This window comes from Tardibacter chloracetimidivorans (assembly GCF_001890385.1).
Lineage (GTDB): Bacteria > Pseudomonadota > Alphaproteobacteria > Sphingomonadales > Sphingomonadaceae > Tardibacter > Tardibacter chloracetimidivorans.
On the sequence record NZ_CP018221.1, the window covers coordinates 378,185 to 400,963 of the forward strand.

Annotated in this window: 21 protein-coding genes; 4 read left to right on the forward strand and 17 right to left on the reverse strand. The window is 64.0% G+C overall.

Annotated elements, in window-relative coordinates; all coding sequences use genetic code 11:
* Positions 1-3: 3 nt before the first annotated feature.
* Genes BSL82_RS01995 through BSL82_RS02015 form a run of 5 tightly spaced genes read right to left on the reverse strand, consistent with a single transcriptional unit; the run spans position 4 to position 6,152 of the window.
* Positions 4-531 (reverse strand): tetratricopeptide repeat protein, encoded by a 528-nt coding sequence (locus BSL82_RS01995; RefSeq protein ID WP_072595799.1) that lies wholly within the window; start codon positions 529-531, stop codon positions 4-6.
* Between the two features lie 35 nt (positions 532-566).
* Positions 567-1,745 carry an RsmB/NOP family class I SAM-dependent RNA methyltransferase gene (locus BSL82_RS02000; RefSeq protein ID WP_072595800.1) on the reverse strand — a complete coding sequence of 393 codons (1,179 nt, stop codon included), beginning with the start codon at positions 1,743-1,745 and terminating at the stop codon, positions 567-569.
* A 7-nt stretch (positions 1,746-1,752) separates the two neighbouring features.
* A complete protein-coding gene (guaB, locus tag BSL82_RS02005; RefSeq protein ID WP_072595801.1) occupies positions 1,753-3,225 on the reverse strand; it encodes an IMP dehydrogenase in 1,473 nt (490 codons plus the stop codon).
* A gap of 51 nt (positions 3,226-3,276) precedes the next feature.
* On the reverse strand, positions 3,277-4,890 hold the full coding sequence (locus BSL82_RS02010) for a M28 family peptidase (RefSeq protein ID WP_158010608.1): 1,614 nt from the start codon (positions 4,888-4,890) through the stop codon (positions 3,277-3,279).
* A 17-nt stretch (positions 4,891-4,907) separates the two neighbouring features.
* Complete coding sequence (locus tag BSL82_RS02015) at positions 4,908-6,152, reverse strand: tetratricopeptide repeat protein (protein ID WP_072595803.1); 1,245 nt, start codon at positions 6,150-6,152, stop codon at positions 4,908-4,910.
* 175 nt (positions 6,153-6,327) lie between these two features.
* On the opposite strand from BSL82_RS02015, the gene yaaA reads away from it, so the two are divergent.
* Positions 6,328-7,113, forward strand: a complete 786-nt coding sequence (yaaA, locus tag BSL82_RS02020; RefSeq protein WP_072595804.1) for a peroxide stress protein YaaA — start codon at positions 6,328-6,330, stop codon at positions 7,111-7,113.
* 102 nt (positions 7,114-7,215) lie between these two features.
* A complete protein-coding gene (locus BSL82_RS02025) occupies positions 7,216-8,274 on the forward strand; it encodes an NAD(P)-dependent alcohol dehydrogenase (protein WP_072595805.1) in 1,059 nt (352 codons plus the stop codon).
* 66 nt (positions 8,275-8,340) lie between these two features.
* On the opposite strand, the gene BSL82_RS02030 is transcribed toward BSL82_RS02025, so the two are convergent.
* Both BSL82_RS02030 and gyrA read right to left on the reverse strand, forming a co-directional pair.
* Positions 8,341-8,937: a PEPxxWA-CTERM sorting domain-containing protein gene (locus BSL82_RS02030; RefSeq protein ID WP_072595806.1), complete on the reverse strand. Its 597-nt coding sequence runs from the start codon at positions 8,935-8,937 to the stop codon at positions 8,341-8,343.
* A gap of 205 nt (positions 8,938-9,142) precedes the next feature.
* A complete protein-coding gene (gene gyrA / locus BSL82_RS02035) occupies positions 9,143-11,887 on the reverse strand; it encodes a DNA gyrase subunit A (protein ID WP_072595807.1) in 2,745 nt (914 codons plus the stop codon).
* A 177-nt stretch (positions 11,888-12,064) separates the two neighbouring features.
* Here gyrA and BSL82_RS02040 point away from each other — a divergent pair, with 177 nt between their 5' ends.
* Positions 12,065-12,394 carry an MliC family protein gene (locus tag BSL82_RS02040; RefSeq protein ID WP_158010609.1) on the forward strand — a complete coding sequence of 110 codons (330 nt, stop codon included), beginning with the start codon at positions 12,065-12,067 and terminating at the stop codon, positions 12,392-12,394.
* 50 nt (positions 12,395-12,444) lie between these two features.
* Positions 12,445-13,788 carry a methylenetetrahydrofolate--tRNA-(uracil(54)-C(5))-methyltransferase (FADH(2)-oxidizing) TrmFO gene (gene trmFO / locus BSL82_RS02045; protein WP_072595809.1) on the forward strand — a complete coding sequence of 448 codons (1,344 nt, stop codon included), beginning with the start codon at positions 12,445-12,447 and terminating at the stop codon, positions 13,786-13,788.
* A 22-nt stretch (positions 13,789-13,810) separates the two neighbouring features.
* Here the strand turns inward: trmFO and BSL82_RS02050 are convergent, their stop codons facing one another.
* From BSL82_RS02050 to BSL82_RS02095, 10 genes are all read right to left on the reverse strand, one after another.
* The gene (locus BSL82_RS02050; protein ID WP_418361267.1) at positions 13,811-14,284 is read right to left on the reverse strand and encodes an EF-hand domain-containing protein; all 474 of its coding nucleotides are present in this window, start codon (positions 14,282-14,284) and stop codon (positions 13,811-13,813) included.
* Positions 14,285-14,302: 18 nt separating this feature from the next.
* Positions 14,303-14,983: a squalene/phytoene synthase family protein gene (locus BSL82_RS02055; protein ID WP_158010610.1), complete on the reverse strand. Its 681-nt coding sequence runs from the start codon at positions 14,981-14,983 to the stop codon at positions 14,303-14,305.
* 175 nt (positions 14,984-15,158) lie between these two features.
* Positions 15,159-15,596 (reverse strand): TadE/TadG family type IV pilus assembly protein, encoded by a 438-nt coding sequence (locus tag BSL82_RS02060; protein WP_072595810.1) that lies wholly within the window; start codon positions 15,594-15,596, stop codon positions 15,159-15,161.
* A complete protein-coding gene (locus BSL82_RS02065; protein ID WP_072595811.1) occupies positions 15,593-16,042 on the reverse strand; it encodes a TadE/TadG family type IV pilus assembly protein in 450 nt (149 codons plus the stop codon). Before BSL82_RS02065 ends, BSL82_RS02060 begins: the two co-directional genes overlap by 4 nt.
* A complete protein-coding gene (locus BSL82_RS02070; protein WP_072595812.1) occupies positions 16,032-17,303 on the reverse strand; it encodes a pilus assembly protein TadG-related protein in 1,272 nt (423 codons plus the stop codon). Before BSL82_RS02070 ends, BSL82_RS02065 begins: the two co-directional genes overlap by 11 nt.
* An 89-nt stretch (positions 17,304-17,392) precedes the next feature.
* Complete coding sequence (locus tag BSL82_RS02075) at positions 17,393-17,824, reverse strand: TadE/TadG family type IV pilus assembly protein (RefSeq protein ID WP_083578989.1); 432 nt, start codon at positions 17,822-17,824, stop codon at positions 17,393-17,395.
* Entirely contained in the window at positions 17,821-18,324 is a 504-nt protein-coding gene (locus tag BSL82_RS02080; RefSeq protein ID WP_072595814.1) for a TadE/TadG family type IV pilus assembly protein, read from the reverse strand. Before BSL82_RS02080 ends, BSL82_RS02075 begins: the two co-directional genes overlap by 4 nt.
* Before the next feature lie 10 nt (positions 18,325-18,334).
* Complete coding sequence (locus BSL82_RS02085) at positions 18,335-20,140, reverse strand: TadE/TadG family type IV pilus assembly protein (protein WP_072595815.1); 1,806 nt, start codon at positions 20,138-20,140, stop codon at positions 18,335-18,337.
* Positions 20,141-20,229: 89 nt separating this feature from the next.
* Entirely contained in the window at positions 20,230-21,912 is a 1,683-nt protein-coding gene (gene ettA / locus BSL82_RS02090; RefSeq protein WP_072595816.1) for an energy-dependent translational throttle protein EttA, read from the reverse strand.
* Between the two features lie 85 nt (positions 21,913-21,997).
* On the reverse strand, positions 21,998-22,762 hold the full coding sequence (locus BSL82_RS02095) for a MauE/DoxX family redox-associated membrane protein (protein ID WP_083578992.1): 765 nt from the start codon (positions 22,760-22,762) through the stop codon (positions 21,998-22,000).
* Positions 22,763-22,779: the final 17 nt, after the last annotated feature.

Sequence of the window (22,779 nt, forward strand, 5' to 3'; positions counted from 1 at the left end):
CGATCAGTTCTTGACCGGCTTCGCCCCGTTTTCCGGAGGCGGCGCGACGGTGGAACTCTGCGCCGTCACCACGGCGGGCGGCGGCCCCTTGGCGATCACGGCTGCAAGCCCCTGAGCTTCGGCGCAGGCCCGCTTGCACAGGGTCCGGATACGCTCAAGATTGGCTTCCGCCCGCTTCACCGCGCCGCGCTGAACCATCGCCCCGCCCTGCGCCTCCAGCGCCGCCAGATCGTTCGGCTCCAGCGCCAGCGCCTGTCCGTATAGCCCGATGGCCTTGCCGGGCAGTTCCTGCGCCTGCGCCACCTTGCCCAGCAGTATATAGGCCCTGCGGTTTCGCGGATCGGCCGCAAGCGCGCTTTCAAGCCTGTCGATCGCGCCCTGATAATTCTTCGCCGCAAGCGCCGCCTCGCCGGCGCGGGCGAGCGACACGGACAACGGATTGATCTGGCTGTCCGGCTTCTGAGCCAGCACGCCGCTCGATACACAGGCGAACCCCAGGGCAAGGGCCATCGCAACTGGAGAATAACGCATCAACAGCTCCACAAACCGGTTTCGCACCAAGGCTATCACGCGCGCGCCAATCTCGCGACGAAAAAGCCGTCCGTGCCGTCATTCGACGGGGTAAGCAGCCGCCCCGGTCCCGCCGCTGTTCCCGCAGCGAACGGCAGAGGCGCAGGAGTCCAGCCCTGATGGCGGTTCAGGAAATCGGCCAGCTGCATCTCGCCCTCTTCGCGAAGAAGCGAGCACACCGCATAGACCATATGGCCGCCCGGCCGCACCAGTTCGCTCCCGATCTCCAGCAGCCGTGCCTGTAGCGCGATCAACCGCTCCAGCCGCTCGGGCGTCAGCCGCCAGCGGGCTTCCGGGTTGCGCCGCCAGGTGCCCGTTCCCGAACACGGCGCGTCGATCAGCACCACATCGGCGGAGTCTTTTGTCGCCGCCAGCGCCTCGGCCTCTTTGCCGGGGTCCAGCAGCATCGTCTCGATGATCGTCGCCCCGGCCCGCGCGGCGCGCGGCGACAGTCGGGACAGGCGGCTGCGATCGGTGTCGCAGCCAAGGATGCGCCCCTGATTCGCCATGGCCGACGCAAGCGCAAGCGCCTTTCCGCCCGCTCCGGCGCACAGATCCACCGCAAGCATGCCCGGCGTCGCTTCGCAGGCAAGCGCCACAAGCTGGCTGCCCAGGTCCTGCACCTCCACCGATCCGTCCAGAAACAGCGGATGGGCGTCGATCGCCACCGCTTCCGCCAGCCGCACGCCGTCGGGCGCATGGGCGGTGGGCGCCGATCCCGGGTAAGCGGCGAGAACGGCGTCCTGATCCGCCTTCAGACGGTTCACCCGCAGGTCCAGCGCCGCGCGCCCGGCTGCAAGCGTTCGGTCCGGCACGGGAAGATGGGAGAGCCTGTCCACCAGCCACTGGGGAGCAATGCCAGCGGGCGCGGCTTTCTCAGCGGCATCGACCGGCGGGGGGCCATGAGCCGATCCGTCGAAGGATGCGCGCAGTTCGGGCTGTTCCTCGGCCAGTCCCAGCATCGCCGCGCGGCCCGAATCCGGCCGCTCGCCCGCCCGGCGGATCGCGGCATAGGCAAGCTCCCGCACCGCCCGCCGGTCCTTTGCCCCGGCATAGCGGCGATCCCGAAAATAGCGGGCGATCAGCGTATCGGCGGCGGCACCATTGTCCCGCGCCGCCGCGATGACCTGATCCAGTATCTCGATCGCGGCCTGAACACGTGCGGCTGGGGTCATTGGCGTCCTATCTGGTGGGGTAGTTCGGCGCCTCGCGCGTGATCGTCACGTCATGGACATGGCTTTCACGCAGGCCCGCATTGGTGATGCGGACAAAGCTGGAGCGCTTTTGCAGCTCGTCGATCGTATGCGCGCCGGTATAGCCCATCGCGGCCTTGATACCGCCGACAAGCTGATGGATCACGTCCTTGGCCGGCCCCTTGTAGGGCACCTGGCCTTCAATTCCCTCGGGTACCAGCTTCAGTTGGTCCTTGATGTCCTGCTGGAAATAGCGATCGGCCGAACCGCGCGCCATCGCGCCCACCGAACCCATGCCGCGATAGGATTTATAGGCGCGGCCCTGGTAGAGGAATGTCTCGCCCGGCGCTTCCTGGGTTCCGGCCAGCAGCGACCCGACCATCACGCTGGATGCGCCCGCCGCCAGCGCCTTGGCGATATCGCCCGAGGTGCGCAGCCCGCCATCGGCGGTCACCGGCACATTCTGCTTCGCTGCTTCCGCCGCCGCATCCATGACTGCGGTCAACTGCGGAACGCCGACACCGGCGACCACGCGCGTCGTGCAGATGGAGCCGGGGCCGATGCCCACCTTCACTCCGTCCGCCCCCGCATCGATCAGCGCCTTGGCAGCGTCTGCCGTCGCGACGTTTCCGGCAAGAATCTGGACCGAGTTCGACTGCTTCTTGATCCGCGCGACCATTTCGCTGACCATCTTTGAATGGCCATGGGCGGTGTCGATCACCACCAGATCGCATTCGGCGTCCACCAGCGCCATGGTGCGTTCAAAGCCTGCGTCGCCGACGGTGCTTGCAGCCGCCACCCGCAGGCGTCCGGACGAATCCTTGGTGGCGGCAGGATAATTCACCGCCTTCTCGATGTCCTTGACGGTGATGAGGCCGACGCAGCGATAATCCTCGTCCACCACGAGCAGCTTTTCGATCCGGCGCTGGTGGAGCAGACGGCGCGCATCCTCCTGCGAAACTCCCGGCTTCACCGTCGCCAGATTGTTGCTGGTCATCAGTTCCGCGACGGGCTGGCTCATCTGTTCGGCAAAGCGGACGTCGCGGTTGGTGAGGATGCCCACCAGCTTGCCCGGCAGGCCGGTGGCGCTTTTCTCAACCACCGGAATGCCCGAAATCTTGTGGCGCACCATCAGTTCCAGCGCCTCGGCCAGCGTCTGCTCGGGCGTCATGGTGATGGGGTTCACGACCATGCCGGATTCGAACCGCTTCACGGCGCGCACGGCGGCGGCCTGCTCCTCCACCGACAGGTTGCGATGCAGGACGCCGATGCCGCCAAGCTGCGCCATGACGATCGCCATGTCGGCCTCGGTCACCGTATCCATGGCAGAGGACAAAATTGGGATATTCAGTCCGATCTCGCGCGTCACACGGCTTCGCGTGTCGGCCTGGCTCGGCAGCACTTCGGATTCGGCCGGCACCAGCAGCACGTCATCGAAGGTCAGCCCAAGCCGGATATCCATAAATGTCTCCACAGAACGAGGCGGCTCTATAAGGCGCGGATCGCGCGATGGCTAGGGTGCTGACGGCCCGCCGCCACGCTGATAGGGCGAATTCGGCAGCCATCGGGGCGGGACATCGGCATTCGCCATCCACCGCACGACCGCAAGCGCCGCCTCCACGTCTTCGGCCGCCCCGTCGAACGAAGGCACCGCCTCCAGTTCATCGCCCGGCTGATGATAGTCGCGCTCGAAATAACGGTCGATGGCGTCGTCCTTTTCCCGCTCGCGCGAGAATATGCCGGTCAGCATCACCATCGGCACACCGCGCTTTACCAGCGCGAAATGATCCGACCGGCGGAAATATTGCTGCACGGACGAATCGTCGAGCAGTTCCCGACCCTGCGCCCTGGCGACATCGCGGATGATCGGGTCAAGCGTGGTCAGGCCCCTGCCGATGACGCCCAGCTTGGCCCCGCGTCCGCGCAGGGCGATGGTGTCCAGGTTGACGCCGCCGACGGTCGCGCGCAGCGGCACGGCGGGATGGGAGGCGTAATATTCCGCCCCCAGCAGGCCATGTTCTTCCGCCGTGGTCGCGACGAAGAGGACGCTGCGCCTGGGTGCAGGCCCCGCCTTCAGCGCGCGGGCAAGCTCGATCATGCCTGCTATGCCGCTCGCATTGTCGATCGCGCCATTGCAGATCCGGTCCGGCGACCCGGCGGGCAGGCAGACGCCATAGCCGTCCCAATGGGCGGTGACGATCACCGCTTCATCGGGCCTTCCCCTGCCCTCCAGCCTGCCGACGACATTGGCGGACCGGAACCGCCGAATCCCGGTCTCGACATGGGCCGTGATCCGCAGGGGAATCGTCGCCGCCCGGAAATCGGGCATCGCAGCCTGCGTCCGCATCGTCTTGAGGTCGAGACCGGCCGCCGCAAGCACAGGCGCGGCCGCCGCCGCCTTCACATGGCCCGTAACGCCGATGCCCGGCCCGGTCTCCCCAAGCCGCATCAGCCCCAGCCTGTAGCCCCTCTGGAGCCGGATGAACTCGGCATCTTCGGAGTCGTTGATCGCAATGTCCGCCACCGCGCCCCGGCTTCGGTAAAGCGCACGTCGCAACCGCAGGTCCGGTACTGGCCTGTTTCCGGCGGCATATTCGGGCGGCGGCTCCGCAAATCTCAGCACCACCGCGCCTTTCAGGTCGGCGCTTCCGATGTCATCCCGCCCGCTCGCCGGGTCCACGATCCCGTGGCCGATGAAGACGACAGGCGCATTGGCGATGCGCTCAACCTTCCCCTCGCCGATCAGGACCAACGCTTCCGGCGAAATCTCTATCGCCTCCCCGCTCGCTTGCCCCGACAGACGCCATTCCACGGCCGACCGCCGGATGAACGGCGCCGGCTGCAGCCACTTTCCGCGCCATCCCGGCTCGATCCCCGCGTTTGCGAGCGCCTTGGCGATGTAATTCGTGGTCTTGCGATCGGCAGGCCCACCCGCCTCCCTGCCCTGAAATGCGTCGTCGGCGAGGACTTCCACATGCTGGCGCAAGCGCACGGCGTCGATCGGGGACAGGTCCGGCAGCCCGCCATGTACAGGCCCCGCTCCGAGAAGAGCGGCGGCGATGCCCGCGCCAAGGGCAAAGGAAAAGCCCCGCCTCCCTTTTAGAAGGCGGGGCCTTGTTCCAGCCACTGAAGCGGAAACGCCGATCAAGCGCCCTGATTCAGCCAGGCTTGCCAAAACTTGGCGATGGTGGCCCGGGGTTCGCCGGACACCTTGGCGAAGGCGGCAGCGGCCGCGTCTTTCTGGCCCGATCGCGCAAGTGCGATGCCAAGCCGCGTATTCACGACATTGGCCTCCACGCCACCCTTCTGAAGCGCGACCTGATAGAGTTCAGCCGCCTTGGCGTAATCGGCATAGCCGAGATAGGCGTCGGCCGTGCCCAGCGCGAGCTTGCCGTTCGCGGCGGATTTGGCCTGTGTCGCCAGCTTGGGGAGCGACGCCTTGTCGGCCGAGACCTTGCCTGCCGACAGTCTCGAAAGTTCGGCGAAGGTCTGCTTGCCGGGGTTCAGCATCTTCTTAGCGATGCCTTCGTCGATCACTGCCTTCGCCTCGCCAGGCAGACCCTTCATATAGGCCGAATTGGCGTATTCATAATAATCCGCCTCGCCCTTCATCGCGCCGGCGGCGCGCATCAGGCGCATCAGGTCGAGCGTCGCCTGGTCGTCCAGCTTCCCGGTATCACGGAAGATGATAAGCGAATCGCGCCAGTTGTCGGCGCTCGGATAGGCCGAGACCAGATCGAGCGATGCCGGCACCGCAAGGTCCATCCGCTTTGCGTCATAGGCGATCGCAAGCATCCGCTTGTACCAGGTCTCCGGCACTGCTTCGTTCGTGGCCTTCTTGGTCTGAATGGCTTTTTGCAGCGTCGTCACGGCCTCGGCCGGCTGCTTGTTCGCGTGATAGAGTTCGGCAAGCGAAACGACGATCTCGGCATCATCCGGATAGGCGGCGGCCAGTGCCTTGAACTGGGTGAGAGCGCCCGCATAATCCTTGCGCTGAAGGCTGAATGCCGCGAGGTTCCGCATCAGCGGCTTTTTCATATCCTCGGGCGCGCTGCCGCTTTCAAGCATGGCCCGCGTCGCCTTTTCCAAAAGCGCGTCGTCCTTCTTGGCCGCCGCGATATTGTAGGTGAACTGGCCGATAACGAATTTCTCGTCGGGGGTCTCCGCCTTGGCCGCCGCCTCATTGATCTTCGCAAGAGCGGCGTCGAGGTTGCCCGCCTCCTGAAGCTTTTGCGCTTCGGCGAGCGGAGACTGCACCGCCCTGCCCAGCTTCAGAGACTTTTGCTTCTGCGCTTTCTGCGCGGCGGCAGGCGTCGCGACGACGGCGGCCCCGCCGGCCGCGCCCATTGCGAGCGCCAGACCAAGGGCCAGAGACGAAATCTTCCTCATTCAATCCTACTCCCGATTTCCCGCGCCGAACCTGTCCATTCGGGACGGATGAAAAACCATTCTGCTACCGGCGCCATGGCCTCACGACAAGCACAACCGACATCACCGGCATTGGCTGCCATGCCGCGGCTTAACCGTCGTTGAACCCGGCGGGTTTAGTCGCTAGAGCCTCAACATGCTCGCCGTCATCTCTCCCGCAAAAACGCTGGATCTCAACACTCCCGTGCCGCCTGTGGCGGTGACGCAACCAACCTTTCTCCAGCAGGCGGAACCACTGGCCCACGCGGCGGCCAGGCTGTCCAAGGCCCGGCTCACTAAACTCATGCATATATCGGACAAGCTTGCTCAACTGACGGCGGAGCGGTTCGCCGCATTCGAGGTGCCGTTCACCGCAGATAACGCTCGTCCGGCCATCTACACCTTCGCCGGTGACGTCTACACCGGCTTTGAAGTGAAGACGCTGGACGAAGCCGCGGTGGATTTTGCGCAGGACCATGTCCGCATTCTGTCAGGCCTTTACGGCCTGCTCCGTCCGCTGGATCTGATGCAGCCCTATCGGCTTGAAATGGGCACGTCCTGGGCGCCGGGCAGAAAGAAGGATCTCTATGCCTGGTGGGGCAAATCGCTGGCGGATGCGCTTGTCGCCGACCTTAGCGACGATCCCGAGCCGGTGATCGTCAACCTTGCCAGCCAGGAATATTGGAAGGCGGTCGACCGCAAGGCGCTGGGCAACCGGCGCGTGATCGACATCGCCTTCAAGGAACAGCGTGGCGGCAAGCTGGTCTTCAACAGCTTCGGGGCGAAGAAAGCGCGAGGCATGATGGCCCGCTTCATCTGCGAACACCGACTGCAGAAGGCCGAGGCGCTGAAGGGCTTCGACACCGACGGCTATGCCTTTTCGGCTGATGGTTCGACCGAGAACCACTGGCTGTTCGTCAGAAACGTTGCGGCCGCTGACTGAAGCCGGTGAAAACTTTTGCGTCCGGCCCTTGTGGTTCGGCGTTACCAACCCAGCTTGGCTACTCACACTTCATCATTTGCATCATTTGCGGGGCAGATCGACATGACGACAGCAAATGCCTGGGCCGCCCATTCAGCTCAATCGCCGTTCGCGCACTTCTCCTTTCAGCGGCGGGCGCTTGAGCCGCAGGATGTCAGGATCGACATTCTCTATTGCGGCATCTGCCATTCGGATGTGCATTTCGCGCGGGGGGAATGGGGCGACCCGCGTTATCCCTGCGTGCCCGGCCATGAGATCGTCGGCCGGGTCAGTGCGGTCGGTGAGAGCGTTACCCGTTTCCAGCCGGGCGATCTGGTCGGGGTCGGTTGCATGGTGGACAGCTGCGGGCATTGCCCGTCTTGCGGCGAAGGGCTTGAGCAATACTGCGAGAACGGGTTGACGGGCACCTATATGGGCGTGGAGGCTCAGACGGGCCTTCCAACCTACGGCGGCTATTCGGACCATATCGTTGTCCGCGAGAACTTCGTCCTTCGCATCAATCACAAGCCGGAAGACCTGCCTGCCGTTGCGCCGCTTTTGTGCGCGGGCATCACCATGTGGTCTCCGCTCCGTCACTGGCACGCCGGACCCGGCAAGAAAGTGGGGATCGTGGGGATCGGCGGCCTGGGCCATATGGGGCTCAAGCTTGCCCACGCGCTTGGAGCGCATGTCGCGGCGTTCACCAGGTCCGAGGGCAAGGCGGGCGAGGCGCGCAAGCTTGGCGCGGATGAAGTCATCCTCTCAAGCGATGAAGCCCGGATGGCGGAACACCGGAGCAGCTTCGACCTGATCGTCAGCACAGTCTCGGCTCCGCAGGACCTTGACCTCTACAGCCGCTTGCTGAAACGCGACGGGACTCTCGTTCTTGTAGGGGCCGGTCCCGAAAGGCATGTCGCGCCGGCTGCGGGGACGCTTATCGGGAGGCGGCGCAGCATTGCCGGTTCTGCCATTGGCGGCATCGCCGAAACCCAGGAGATGCTCGATTTCTGCGCCGAACACGGAATTACCGCCGATATCGAACTGATCCCGGTGCAACAGGTGGACGACGCCTATACGCGCATGCTGGCCAGCGACGTCAAATATCGCTTCGTCATCGACAACGCGTCTCTGCCCACCACCTAGGGTCAGGCCCTGGGGCTGGACGCTCCGGCGGCGCGGACGCCGCCGGAACATCGCTTAGGCTCTGGGTCAGGCCAGAGCTTCGGTGCGGACCTTGCGCCGACGAAGCTGCCAGCCCACCAGGCCGAACCCGCCGATCATCATCAGCCATGTCTCCGGCTCCGGCACGCCGGGAACGCCCACATAGCCCTGGGTGTAGAGGTCAGTTCCTTCCGCACCCAGGCCCTCATTCTTCACCGTGAGGGTAGAGAAACCATCGGTGAAGATCTGCCCATAGGTGGAAACCGCCGTAAGGCCGGAGAAGTCGATATCGCTGAAAGGACCGCCGGACGTCTGGAAATCGTCGCCCGTCCAGGTGAAGACCAGGTTCACGAGTCCGGGGTCGTCCGTCACTCCGGGAGCCAGCGTGATGCCGGGATTGGAGAATTCGACGCTCGCCGCGACGTCGTCATATGGGCTGAAGACCGAGCCATCGACATAGCCCGCGAAATCAAAGATCACGAGTTGCGATCCGTTGCGCAGCCCCTCAGTGTCGTCCAGCGTGCCCGCATAGCTGAACTCATAGCCATCCGACACGGACGTCACGCTGTCCAGAAGGACCGTCGCGGCGTGCGCCGGGATTGACAGAAAAGCCGCCGCTGCGACCGATGTGATGAGCTTCCTCATTAAGCCACCTCTACTGTTCGGCTACCCCCTCCAGCCAAAGACCCCGCTCGACCCTGCGGATTTTCACGCAAGCTCCATGCCACCGACCGTTTCATGGCGGTCGGGACGCTCTCGGAATAAAAATGTTGTAAAAAATATCGACAGAAAATCAGCGATATAGCGTTAACCTTCCTTAATGGCTGCCCTGCCCGGGCAGCCACTCAGGTCATTCCTCGGTCGCTCCGGCTTCGCCCGCGCCTGCCGTGTCTTCACCCTCGGCCGCATCGCCCTCGGCCGCATCGCCCTCGTCTGCGGCTTCCTCATCCTCATCCGTGATGCGGGCCGCCGAGACGACATGTTCGTCGTCCGCCACGTCGAACAGCCGCACGCCGGCCGATCCGCGCCCGATCACACGCAGCGAATCCAGCGGCATCCGGATCATCTTGGCCTGATCGGTCACCAGCATCAGATGATCGTCGTGATGCGCCGGGAAACTGGCCACCACCGGCCCGTTGCGGGCGATATTGTCGATGTTGGTGATGCCCTGCCCGCCGCGGTTGGTCCGGCGATATTCATAGGCGGACGACAGCTTGCCATAGCCGTTGGAGCAGATCGTCAGGATGAACTGTTCCTTTGCGGTCAGTTCCTCGAACCGCTCGGACGACATCTGCGGCGAGCCTTCCTTTTCCGGCTTCCACGGCGCGAAGCGCAGGTAATCCTCGCGCTCCTCCGGCGTCGCGCCCGCGCGGTGGAGGATGGAGAGCGAGATCACCTCGTCCCCCGCCTTCAGGGTCATGCCGCGCACGCCGGTCGACGTGCGGCTCTGGAACTCGCGCACGACCGTCGCCTCGAACCTGATCGCCTTGCCCTGGCGGGTGGCGAGCAGCACATCGTCGTTCTCGGTGAGCAGCGCCACGCCGATCAGCCGGTCAGGGCTGTCATCCTCGAACCGCATCGCGATCTTGCCGTTCGACGGCACGTTGGTGAACGCATCCATCGAATTGCGCCGCACCGTGCCGTTGGCGGTGGCGAACATGACGTGCAGGTTCTTCCACTCCGCCTCGTCCTCGGGAAGCGGCAGCACGGTGGAGATCGTCTCCCCTTCGGCCAGCGGAAGCAGGTTCACCATCGGCCGCCCGCGCGCCTGCGGGGCACCTTCGGGCAGACGCCACACCTTCATCCGATAGACCTTGCCGGCGGTGGAGAAGAACAGCACCGGCGTATGGGTGGAGGTGACGAACAGCTCCCTGACGGCGTCCTCGTCCTTGGTCGCCATGCCGGACCGGCCCTTGCCGCCCCGCTTCTGCGCGCGGAAGGTGTCCAGCGGCGTGCGCTTGATATAGCCGCCCATGGTCACGGTCACGACCATGTCCTGCCGCTCGATCAGGTCTTCGTCGTCGATATCGTCAAGCGCGGCGACAATCTGGGTCCGGCGTGGAGTCACTGCCACGGCTTCCACCGCCTCGAACTCCTCGCGCATCACCTCGTACATCCGCACGCGGTTGCGCAATATCTCCAGCAATTCCTCGATGGAGGCGGCCAGTTCGCGCAGTTCGCCTGCAATCTCGTCACGACCGAGCGCGGTCAACCGGTGCAGGCGCAGCTCCAGGATGGAACGGACCTGCGTTTCCGACAGGCGATAGCTGTCGCCATGGACCTCCGGCTCCACGGCTTCCACCAGCGCGATATAAGACGCGATCTCGGCGACCGGCCACTCGCGGGCGATCAGGCTGGCGCGCGCGTCGGCAGGAGTGCTCGACCCCCGGATGATCCGTACCACCTCGTCCAGGTTGGTGACGGCGATGACAAGGCCCAGCAAGATGTGCGCCCGCTCACGCGCTTTCAGCAGCTCGAACTTGGAGCGCCGCGTGATCACTTCCTCGCGGAACTTGACGAAGGATTCGATGATGTCCTTCAGCGACAGCACTTCGGGACGGCCGCCGCGCAGCGCCAGCACGTTGGCCGGGAAATTGCTCTGCGCGGGCGTGTAGCGATAGACTTGGTTCAGCACCACTTCCGGCGTCGCGTCGCGCTTCAGCTCGATGACGACCCGCACGCCCTCGCGGTTGGATTCGTCGCGGATGTCGGATACGCCCTCGATCCGCTTGTCCTTCACCGCCTCGGCGATCTTCTCGACAAGGCCCGATTTGCCCACCTGATAGGGGATTTCGGTAAGGACGATGGACCGGCGCTCGCCCCGGTTTTCCTCCACAATCGCCTTGGCGCGCATGACGATGGAGCCGCGCCCCGTGTGATAGGCCTGGCGCGCCCCCGCCTGGCCCAATATCATCGCGCCGGTGGGGAAATCCGGCCCCGGCACGATCTCGATCAGCTCGTCCACCGTGATCGCGGGATTGTCCATATAGGCCTTGCAGGCCTTTATCACCTCGCCAAGATTGTGCGGCGGGATGTTGGTCGCCATGCCGACGGCGATGCCGCCGGCCCCGTTCACCAGCAGGTTCGGGAAGCGTGCGGGAAGGACGTTCGGCTCGCTTTCCGATCCGTCATAGTTCGGCTGGAAATCGACCGTGTCCTTGTCCAGGTCGGTCAGCAGGTCGTCGGCCACCTTGGCAAGTCGCGCCTCGGTATACCGCATGGCGGCGGGCGGGTCGGGGTCCATCGATCCGAAATTGCCCTGGCCGTCGATCAGCGGCACCCGCATCGACCAGTCCTGCGCCAACCGGGCGAGCGCGTCATAGATCGCGCTGTCGCCGTGCGGGTGATATTTACCCATGACGTCGCCGACGATGCGGCTGGATTTGCGATAGGGCTTTCCGGCCACATAGCCCGCTTCCTGGCAGGCATAGAGGATGCGCCGGTGGACCGGCTTCAGCCCATCGCGCACATCGGGCAAGGCGCGCGCCACGATCACGCTCATCGCGTAATCGAGGTAGGAGGTTTTCATCTCATCGACGATGGAGATGGGCCTGATGTCAGACGGTTCGGCGAGGCTGGTCTCGTCGTTGGGCAAGGCGACACTTTCGGTTTGGTGTTGTTGGGAATGCTCTAGCGGCTAATCCCGCGCCACGCCACCCCTTGCGCATACGTGCGCGCGCCCGCGCGAGGATGGTGTCCCTGCCCTATTTCCGCCTGGTTGGAACCCGATCGTTACGCCGCTCGTACTCATTTCCGGACAGGGGATTCACGAATGGGAATCGGAGGGGAAATCATGCGCCTTGGCATATTCGGAATTGGACTGGCGGCCGCGCTCGCCGTCGGCGGCTGCGCAACCGGGGCCGAGTCCGGGCCCGACCGCTATTACGCCTGCTCGGACGGGTCGCGCATCGGCGTTTCATTCCTCAGCCAGGACGCCGTCCGTGTCAGGCTGCCCTCGCGCAAGAACCTCATCCTGCCGCTGGTCAGCGAGGATGCGGGCAATCGCTATGCCGATGAACGGCATGAGCTGGTGGACAGGGGCGACCAGCTGACCTGGAAAGCCGGACAGGCGGCGGCCGTCACCTGCCGGCCGGATCGCTGAGGCGGCCCAACCCCCTCGCCTTTCGCGCGCACCCGCGCTAACCCGCCGCCATGACCGATGCAGTCCATATCGTCGGCGGCGGCCTTGCGGGGTCGGAAGCCGCCTGGCAGCTTGCCGAGGCGGGCGTCCCCGTCGTCCTCCACGAAATGCGCGGGGTGGAGCCGACGCCTGCCCACCACACGGCCGATTTCGCCGAACTCGTCTGTTCCAACAGCTTTCGTTCGGACGAGGCGGAAAAGAGCGCCATCGGCCTCCTTCATGAGGAAATGCGGCGGCTCGGTTCGCTGATCCTAGCATCGGCCGACACGCATCGCGTGCCTGCGGGCGCCGCGCTGGCGGTGGACCGGGACGGCTTTTCCGCCGCCGTCACCGCCGCCATCTCAGGCCATCCGCTGGTCGAGGTCAGGCGCGAGCTGGTGGACGGCCTTCCGCCCGAAGACTGGGGCCGCACCATCATCGCCACCGGCCCGCTCACCGCCGCTCCGCTGGCAGAGGCGATCCGCGCCCTGACCGGAGAAGACAGCCTCGCCTTCTTCGATGCGATCGCGCCGATCGTCCATCGCGAGGCGATCGACATGGACACGGCCTGGTTCCAGTCCCGCTGGAATAAGGGTGACGGCAAGGACTACATCAACTGCCCGATGACGAAGGACGAATACAACGCCTTCATCGACGCGCTGCTCGCGGGCGATAAGACCGAGTTCAAGCAGTGGGAGCAGGACACCCCCTATTTCGAAGGCTGCATGCCGGTGGAGGTGATGGCCTCGCGCGGGCGGGAAACGCTGCGCTATGGCCCGATGAAGCCGGTGGGGCTGGATGATCCGCGCACCGGGCGCTGGCCTTATGCCGTTGTCCAGCTTCGGCAGGACAATGCGCTCGGCACGCTGTGGAACATCGTCGGCTTCCAGACCAAGTTGAAACATGCCGAGCAGGTGCGTATCTTCCGCACCATTCCCGGCCTTCAGGACGCGCAGTTCGCCCGGCTTGGCGGGCTGCATCGCAACACCTTCATCAACTCGCCCCGGCTGCTGGACGACCGGCTCAGGCTGAAGGAGCTTCCGCGCATTTCCTTTGCCGGGCAGATCACCGGCTGCGAGGGCTATGTCGAAAGCGCGGCGGTGGGGCTGATAGCCGGGCGTTTCGCCGCAGCTGAAGTTCTGGGGCGCAGCATTGAGCCGCCGCCCGTCACCACCGCGCTCGGCGCGCTGCTCCACCATATCACCGGCGGGGCCGACGACACCACATTCCAGCCGATGAACGTCAATTTCGGACTGTTCCCGCCGCTCGACGGACGCACCCGCAAGAATGAACGCAAGGTGGCGATGGTCGCCCGTGCCCGGACCGCGCTCGGCGAATGGGTGGAGGAAGCGCAGGCGGTCGAACCGGCGGCGTAAGCGCGCCCTCCCGGCCTTTCCGTCAGCTCTCCTCGTCTCCAGCGGCTGCCGCGACCGGGGCGCACTCCGGCCTTGCCGGGGCCTTGCGCTTCACCCGCGTCGTCGCGAACTCGGCGCGTGTCAGCACTTTCGATCCATCGGCGTCCGCCTTGGCGAACTTGTCCGTCGTCCTGATCGCCCATTCCTCGAAGGAAAGCCTGCCGTCGCCATTGACATCGAGCTTGGCGAACGCCTTGCGGCGGCTCGCAAGATATTCCTCGCGGGTGATCGCCTCGTCGCGGTCTTTGTCATAGCGGTTGAAGCGGCGCTCCTCGCGCTTCTGCTCGCTCGCCTCAGGCGCGGCGGGAGGCGGAGCGGCGATCCCTTGGCTGAGTACGGCCGCCGGCCTTGGCGGAATTACGCTGTCGCTCGCGCGCGCGCTTTCGTCCCGCCAGAACAGCACCGCAAGCACTCCAAGGGCCAGCGCAAGCCCGCCCGCTACCCAACGCCAGATCATCTGTCCCCCTTCAAACGCTCATCGTCCGGTAAGCAACGCCCGCAACATGCGAAGCTGCCGTCCGGGCGACCCTATCCGCCGGTCCTTCAACTGCGACAGCGCATCGCGGCGGGCAAGCGCCCCCAGTGCAAGCAACGGACGCGCCCCGCGCACTCGCGGCGGGGCTTCTGCAAATATGTCGGCCGCCATCGCCACCGCCTCGGCCCGTTCCTTCTGGAGCGAAAGCCGGCTCGCGAGATCCACCAGCGCCCAGCCCCGCCCCATCTGCCGCAGCGATCCTTCGGTATCGTCCGCGCCAAGCAACTCGGCGGCAAGCGCGAACAGCCGCGCGCCGCGCTGCTCCGCATGCGCCTCCAGCGTCGGCGCATCCACCGTCTCCGCTTCGATCAGCGTAAGCCAGCCATCCGTCAGCGCTGCCAGCGCAGCGCATTTCGCCGCGTCTCCGCCCGTCACCTCATGGGCCAGCGCCTGCAACACCGGCTCGCCCGGGACCGGCGGCTGGTGCAGTTTTTCCAGCGCCTCCCGCCACCAGGCGATGCGGATCGCGCCGATCATCGGTTCGTTGGTTGAGGCGACGAGCCGTCCCAGCGATATGTCGAGCGCGAACAGCGCCGCCAGGCCGGGGCGCGCCTGCCTGCGCGCATAGGTTGCGGCCAGCCAGCGTTCCGGATCGCCCGCCGCCACGAGATCGGCGATCACCTGCCGATTGCGGGACTCTGATCCTTGGGCCGGCCGATCCATATGCGCCGCAAATTCTGTTCAGGAACGATCAGGGCCGGACTATACCGGCGGGTGGATCGGCAATTACCTACAAATATACGCTGTCGGGTCAAGCGTTTGCGGCTGAAATCTGCCGCCGGATGGCCGGTCGCGCCTATTGGGGCACGTAGAACATCCGGCTTTCGCTGAGCGTGAGGGCACTCGTCTTCCAGAAGGGGATCACCAGCTCGACGTCATAGTCGAGATCGATCTGTATCTTCTTGGCGAGCAGCACATTGTCATCGGTGATCGTTACATCCACCGTCAGGTCATCGGCCCTCAGCCTGTGTCCCGCGGCGGATGCGCGGGTCTTTATCATGTCCTCCACCTGGGTTTCGGTCATGACGCCATCGCTCTTGTCCTGATAGGCTACCATCGCCGCGCGCCCGCCGGAGCCGATCACCTCGCGCAGCGCGCTATAGGCCTGCATCGTCATGCCGATCTGCATGACCGCAAGGATGAACATTATGAGTATCGGGCTTGCGAGCGCAAACTCCACCAGCGTGGTGCCGCGCGTATCACGCCACAGTTTCAGGATCTGTGCGTTCCTCACTGGTAACGCACCTTGCGGACGACATCGAGATTGATCGTCTGGCTGACACCGAAATGAGTCCAGAGCGGCGCATATTGCCCGTTCAACGTGACGATCACATAGCGTGCCTGCTCCTGCCCCGATGCGCAGCTGCTGTTCGATGCGGTCCCGTTGCAGGTCAGCGATGTGGCGACCGTTACCTTGTCTTCGGTCAGGCCGGACGCGGACATCGCCGCCTGCTTCAGATAAGCGGTGTCGCTCTGCGGCGGCCGTGCCAGCGCCAGGCTCGCCACTTCGGCGGCCGCCTGCTGATAATCGATCTGTGCCGACAGCATGCGCGCGACGTCGAACGCGCCAAGCGACAGGAAAGTCAGCACCGGCAGCGTGAAGGCAAGCTCGATCGCCGCAACGCCGCGTCGGTCGGGCAGCGCGCCGGAGAGCGACCGGATGATGTTCCTAGCTGACAAGACGCACCACCTTTGCACCGAAATTGCCGGGAGGGGACGAACCCGGCGGACAGGAGTTGGGGATGATGGGATTGCCGCTGATGCCAATGGTATTGGCGATCAGGAGCAGGCACTGGGTGCTGGGCGAAGCATTGCCGGTCATTTCCATGTCCTGATTGGGCATGTAGATCGCCCCGCCCAGGTGCAGCGTCGCATTGCCGTTGATGCGACTGTCCTTGCCTGCGACGGATGTCGCCTTGTCCTCGAAGATCAGCACGCCGCCAAACTCTGACGAGATGTTGTTGTATGTCCCCGGAGAAGCCGTGATCTGGTCTGACGTGGGCGCGGTAAAGCTGATATTCGAACCGCCGTTGATGTCGATCGTGGCGCCGTTTTTCAGCACAAAGATCACGCCGGAGCCCGACAGATTATATTGGGCGGCCACTTTCAGCGAGCCGCCGTCGATCGTGTAGACGCCGGGCGCCAGAGTGTGGCTGCCCTTGATTTGCATGTCGGAATAGGTCCCCGGCTGCAAAGTCGCGTTGTTCTTGTCATAGGTCCGCGACGTGCCGGCGGGCGGCGTGGTGAGATGCGCCAGCGGATCGGTCTGCTTCACCGAATAGGGCCGCGTTGTCGTATCGCCGATCAGGTTGTTCGATCCGGCGGTTATGCCGCCCATCGCAGTCAGCGGATCTGCGTCCACCTGCGATGAACCGAAGATCTTGATCGCCTCGGAGTGGTTCGAATTGGTCGCGATCCCGCAGCCGAGTTGAAGCAGCGCATTGCCGCCGATGCTGACGGCCGCCTGTGCAGTCTCGTTGGTCGCAAGCATGCAGAACTCGCCGGAATCGATCACCGCCGCAGTCGCGGTGGCGGTGATGGTGGGGCCGGCAGGCAGGAATAGGCTGGAGAACGGCAGGTCGCGCTGGGTCTGCGCCGACACGCGGACTGCATTGTTGGTGCCGCCGCTCCAACTCACCACCGTCACGCTTGGCGTGCCGAGATAGTCCAGAACCTGCTTGTTGTCGGTCAGCGCGGCATTGGCGCTGACGTTGTAATCCTTGCCCTGTACCTTTGAATAGGCCCCTGCAAGCGCGGCCGTATCGACGGACATCTGCAATTCGCGCTGCCAGAGATACCACTGGGTGACGTCCACCCCCAGCCCGGCCCCCCCGATCATCACCGGAAGGGCGGCGGCGGTCAGCACCAGCACATTGCCGCGCCTGTCTTTACCGACAGAGCGGAGCGGATGACGTGCCTTGTTCAGGATGCGCGCGAACATCTGTTGTCCCACCAAGATGGTTGTCCCCATCTGCGGCATAGCGAAACGGGCTTAATACGGGCTTCAGGAACAGGGTTAACCGCGTGTTATCAGCTTGAAGGCGGCACCGGCATGCATGCGGTGACGGTCAGATTGCTGATATCCATATTGAGGAAGCTGCCGATCACCACTTCATAGGGCATGACGATCTGCACCCGCCCCTGCCCGCCCAGCCCGTCGCAGGTGGCTGCGGCCTCGGCGGTCACTCCGTCAAGCGGCACGGTGATGTTTGATTGACCTGCAATCGCGACTGCATAGTTTCGCGCATCATCGGTGCTTTCGCACGGCGTGCGGCCGATCACCATGCAGCGCGCCGCTTTGAACGCGGTCTCCTGCAGCGTCTGGAACGTCCAGATCGCGCGCGCACCTTCGATCAGGCCGAAGATGAACATGATCACCATCGGCAGCACCAGCGCCAGTTCGATGACCGCCGCGCCCCGCTGGTCGATACGCAGGCGGCTCCAGCTTCGCCGCGCCATCATTGCAGCCTCACCATCGCGGTCTGGCGGATGTTCGTCCCTTCAAGATATTTGTTGGGAACGACCACAGCCGAATAGGGATAGCTCGCATCAATGCTTAGGTAAAAGCCCGAGGTGGAACCGCCTGTGCATTCCTTTCCGCAGGAGTCGGCGGCGGTGAAGCTCTGTCCGTCTGGGGAAAGGCAGACGCACTGACCGATTGCGCCGGTACAGTCGCTCGATCCGTTGCATTCCACATCCACCGTTACCGTCCCGCCGGGCAGGCGGCTTGCGGCCGCGACATAATTTTCAATCTGCTGTTTATCGAAAGCCTTGCGGTTGTTGAAGGCCAGCATGCTGCCCTGCTCCACTGCCGCATTGAGGCGAAGCTGGTAGGTCAGGTACATGCCGAAATCGAGCGCAACCATCATCACCATGAAGAACATCGAGGCAAAGACCGCGAACTCGATGGTGGCGCTGCCTTTGTCGTCCGACTTCAGCCGCTTTATGAAAAGCTTCTTCATCTTCATCGCCCTATTGGAGCAGCATCACTTCGGCGCTGCTGCCGCCGCCCATGCCGGGGCAGATCGTCGCTCCGGCGCTGCCACCCTTCATCGAGATCGTATCCGCAACCAGCATGAAACAGCCCCCGCCAGAACTTAATGTCGCTCCGCCGCTCATGGTCATCGTTGAGTTGGGCGCATAGAGCATGCCGGACATGATGCTGGCCGAACCACCACCGAAACTGAACGCGTCACCATCCGTATTTGCCACCAGCACGTTGCTGATGCCTCCAGATGAAGAATCGCCGGGCGCTGTCAGATAGACTTTTGCTCCGCCTCCAAGATCAAGCTTGCCGGAAATCACCAGGGTCACGTTGATGCCGGCTACGTCATAGCCACCGACATCCTTTCCTCCCAGCATGGTTCCAGTTGGCCAAGTCGTACCGCCGGTACCATCGGTGAAATCTCCATTCACCGTGTACCGTCCCTCACCCAGCTTGGCCGCGCCTTTGATATCAAGATTCCCGTTGATGTAGTGGTTCGACGTCTTGCCGAATGTAATCTTGCTGCCACCTTGGGTGGTGATGCTACCCTCGGCGCTGAATGTGCCGTCGCCGAAGCTGAGTGTGCTGGTGCCCGACATGAAGATCGACTTATCCTTGGTCGATCCACTGCCAGTGCCGATAGCGACATTCCCGTCTCCGAACGTGAGTGTCGAACCGCCCGCAAGGTCGATCGCGCCGTCGATGTCGACGTCGCCTGCGCCCACTGTCATGATCGAGCCCCCACCGACAGTGATCTGCCCGAAATAGTGACGCCCAGCGCCGATGGTAAGGGTCGTGCCGCCACCTATCTTGGTTTCACCCACGACAGTAAGGGGTCCATCTCCAAAGGTCAGCGATGCACCACCGTGATCGATGCCTCCGCTAATGGTTATCGTGCTGTAGCCTTGGAACACGGCCTTGATGCCGCCGCTCAGCTTGAGCTTTTTGATCGTGTAGATGCCCGCCGGGAAAGTGTAAGTGCTCGTCCCGCTATTCCAAAATGGCTTCAAGGAGTTAGGTGGATTGTAGTCGAGCGTATAGTCAGAGCCGGTGGCGGCCACGCCGCTCAGAACATTTGTGTAGGTTCCGATTTGCGCGATGGCGCTCGATACATCCGAGCTTCCCGCAAGCGGATCGACAGCGGCGTTTGCTACATTCTGCGTGATCTTGTTGGGTGTTGGAGCCGTGGTGACACTGCTCCCGCCTGAAGAACTGACGCTGCCACCTGTCCGTACGGTTTTAGCAATCAGTTTTGCGCTGCCGACCGTATTGATGTTCATATTGGCCGCCATACCGCATTCAGTGGCTGTCACGCTGGTTCCACCATTGGCCGAAATGCCGTTCGATGCGGTGTTGGACAATGCAAGAATACAGGCCGGTCCGCCGCCTGAGAGCGAGGCGATGGAACGCGCCGAAATGTTCATGGATGCGGTGCTGGTGAATACCCGGGCCAGCCGCAGCGCCAGCGGAGTCGTGACCGTCACCTGCACGGCCTGGCTGCCGTCACCGGTCGGCGAGGCGATCAGCGCGGCCGCCACCTGCGAGGCGAGGATGCCCTGCGCGGCTGCGATCGACTGCGCCGTTGCGGTCAGCACCGCCACGTCCTCACTGCCGCTATAGGCGAGCGCCGCGCCCAGCGCCGCGGTATCGGCGACGCGCTGGTTTTCCACGCGCGCGGAATAGCCCTGCCCCAGCTCCACGGCAAAGGCTGCAAGCCCGACGATGGCGATGAGGCTTGCTGCGCCCAGCAGGCTCACATTGCCGCGTTCGTCCTGTGCGAGTTTTCTGAACAATGGGTCCCCTTCCTCCGCCAAGGGAGTTGGGGACCATATCTCACGACAATCTTAACGGATCGTATAACTGCGAACGGCTATCAACATCCTTAACGCGTCAATTTCTTGTACGTCATCCGGTGCGGCCGGTCGGCCTCGTCGCCCAGGCGGCGGCGCTTGTCTTCCTCATAGGATTCGAAATTGCCTTCGAACCATTCGACATGGCTGTTGCCCTCAAACGCCAGGATGTGCGTCGCCAGCCGGTCCAGGAAGAAGCGGTCGTGGCTGATCACCACCGCGCAGCCCGCGAAGTTCTCAAGCGCCTCCTCCAGCGCGCGCAGCGTCTCCACATCAAGGTCGTTGGTCGGCTCGTCCAGCAGCAGCACATTGCCGCCCTCCGCCAGCATCTTGGCCATGTGGACGCGGTTGCGCTCACCGCCTGAAAGCTGGCCGACTTTCTTCTGCTGATCGCCGCCCTTGAAGTTGAACGCGCCGACATAGGCCCGCGTCGCCACCTCGTTCTTGCCGAAGTAGAAGCGCTCGTTGCCGCCCGACACTTCCTCCCAGACATTTTTGTTGGGGTCCAGCGCGTCGCGGCTCTGGTCGACATAGCCCAGCTTCACCGTCTCGCCGACGCGGATTTCGCCGCTGTCCGGCTTTTCCGCCCCGGTGATGAGCTTGAACAGCGTGGTCTTGCCCGCGCCGTTCGGCCCGATCACGCCGACGATGCCGCCCGGCGGAAGGCTGAAGCTCAGGTTCTCGAACAGCAGCTTGTCGCCATAGGCCTTGCTGAGGTTCTTCGCCTCGATCACCGTCCCGCCAAGCCGCTCGGGCACCTGGATGAGGATCTGTGCGCTGCCGGGGCGACGGTCGTTCTGCCGGTCGACCAGCTCGTCGAACGCCTTGATACGCGCCTTTGATTTGGACTGCCGGGCCTTGGGGCTCTGCCGGATCCACTCCAGCTCCTCCTTGATCGCCTTCTGGCGGCCCTCTTCCTCGCGCTCTTCCTGCTCCATGCGCTTGGCCTTGCCTTCAAGCCATTTGGAGTAGTTGCCCTCGAAGGGAATGCCCCGGCCGCGGTCCAGCTCCAGCACCCAGCCCACCACATTGTCCAGGAAGTAGCGGTCGTGGGTGACGAGAATGACGTTGCCGGCATAATCGATCAGATGCTTTTCAAGCCATTGCACGCTTTCGGCGTCCAGATGGTTGGTCGGCTCGTCCAGCAGCAGCACTTCCGGCTTTTCCAGCAGCAGGCGGCACAGCGCGATGCGGCGCTTTTCACCGCCGGACAGGCTTTCGACCGACCAGTCGCCCGGCGGGCAGCGCAGCGCGTCCATCGCCTGTTCCAGCTGGCTGTCCAGCGACCAGCCGTCAGCCGCGTCGATCTTTTCCTGCAGTTCGCCCATTTCGGCAAGCAGCGCGTCGAAATCGGTGTCGTCCTTCGGGTCGCCCATTTCGGCGGAAATCGCGTTGAACCGCTCGATCATGTCGGCGACGGGCCGCACGCCGTCCATGACGTTTTCGCGCACCGTCTTTTTCGGGTCGAGCTGCGGCTCCTGCGCCAGATAGCCGACGCGCACGCCCTCGGCCGCCCAGGCTTCGCCGCTGTAATCCTTGTCGAAACCGGCCATGATCTTCATCAGGGTCGATTTGCCCGCGCCGTTCACGCCGATGATCGCGATCTTGGTTCCGGGCAGGAACTGGAGGTGGATGTTGTTCAGCACCGGCTTGGGCGCGCCGGGGAAGGTCTTTGTCAGCCCCTTCATCACATAAGAATATTGATAGCCGGCCATGCGTGCTCCGTCGGAATTCTGGTCTGTGGAATTGCCCGGGGCTTTAGCGAAGCCCGCCCGCATTGGCAAACATGTTGGAGGGGGCTCAGCCGTGCCCCGCCGTCATCCAGATCGCCATGGCGATCATCATCAGGTTTTCGGTCAGCGAGACGAAGCCGAGCGGGACATTGCTCGATCCGCCCACGCACGCGCATTTCAGCTCCCGCCTGTCGATATAGACGGCCTTGAAGACGGATGCCGCCCCCACCGTGCCTATGAACAGCGCCACCGGCACGGAAATCCAGTTCATCGCGCCCGCCACCATCAGCACGCCCGCCAGTCCTTCGGCAAAGGGATAAACATAGCTGTAAGGCGGCCAGCGCCGAGCGAGCAGGTCATAGTTCAGGAACATGGTCGCGAAGCTCCCGACGTTCTGGAGCTTCAGAAGTGACAGCACCACCATCGAAAAGGCGATCAACCATTCGGCGGCGCGAACGGTGAGCGCGCTCCCATATTCGGCGTGGCTCGCCGCCATCGCCATCAGCGCGGTCATGGCGAACAGCGCGATCACCGGGCGATAGCTCGTCGCCTCGGGATCGATGACCCGCTTGCCCAGGAAGCGGCGCAGATCGTCATGCCCGCCGATCCTTTTGCCGCCGATGAACACCTGCGGCGTGGTCCGGACACCGTGCTCGGCCTTGAAGGCGTCGGTCGCCTCGCGCGTGGCGAGGTGATGATCCTCCACCTCATAGCCTGCACGCTTCAGCAGATGTTTCGCCTTCAGCCCATAAGGGCAGACATGGTCCGGCATGACCATGCGGTAGAGAACTGCCTTTTTCGTGCCTGCCGGCTGGTTCGCCATGTCCGCCATCTCAGTCTCCATTGTGT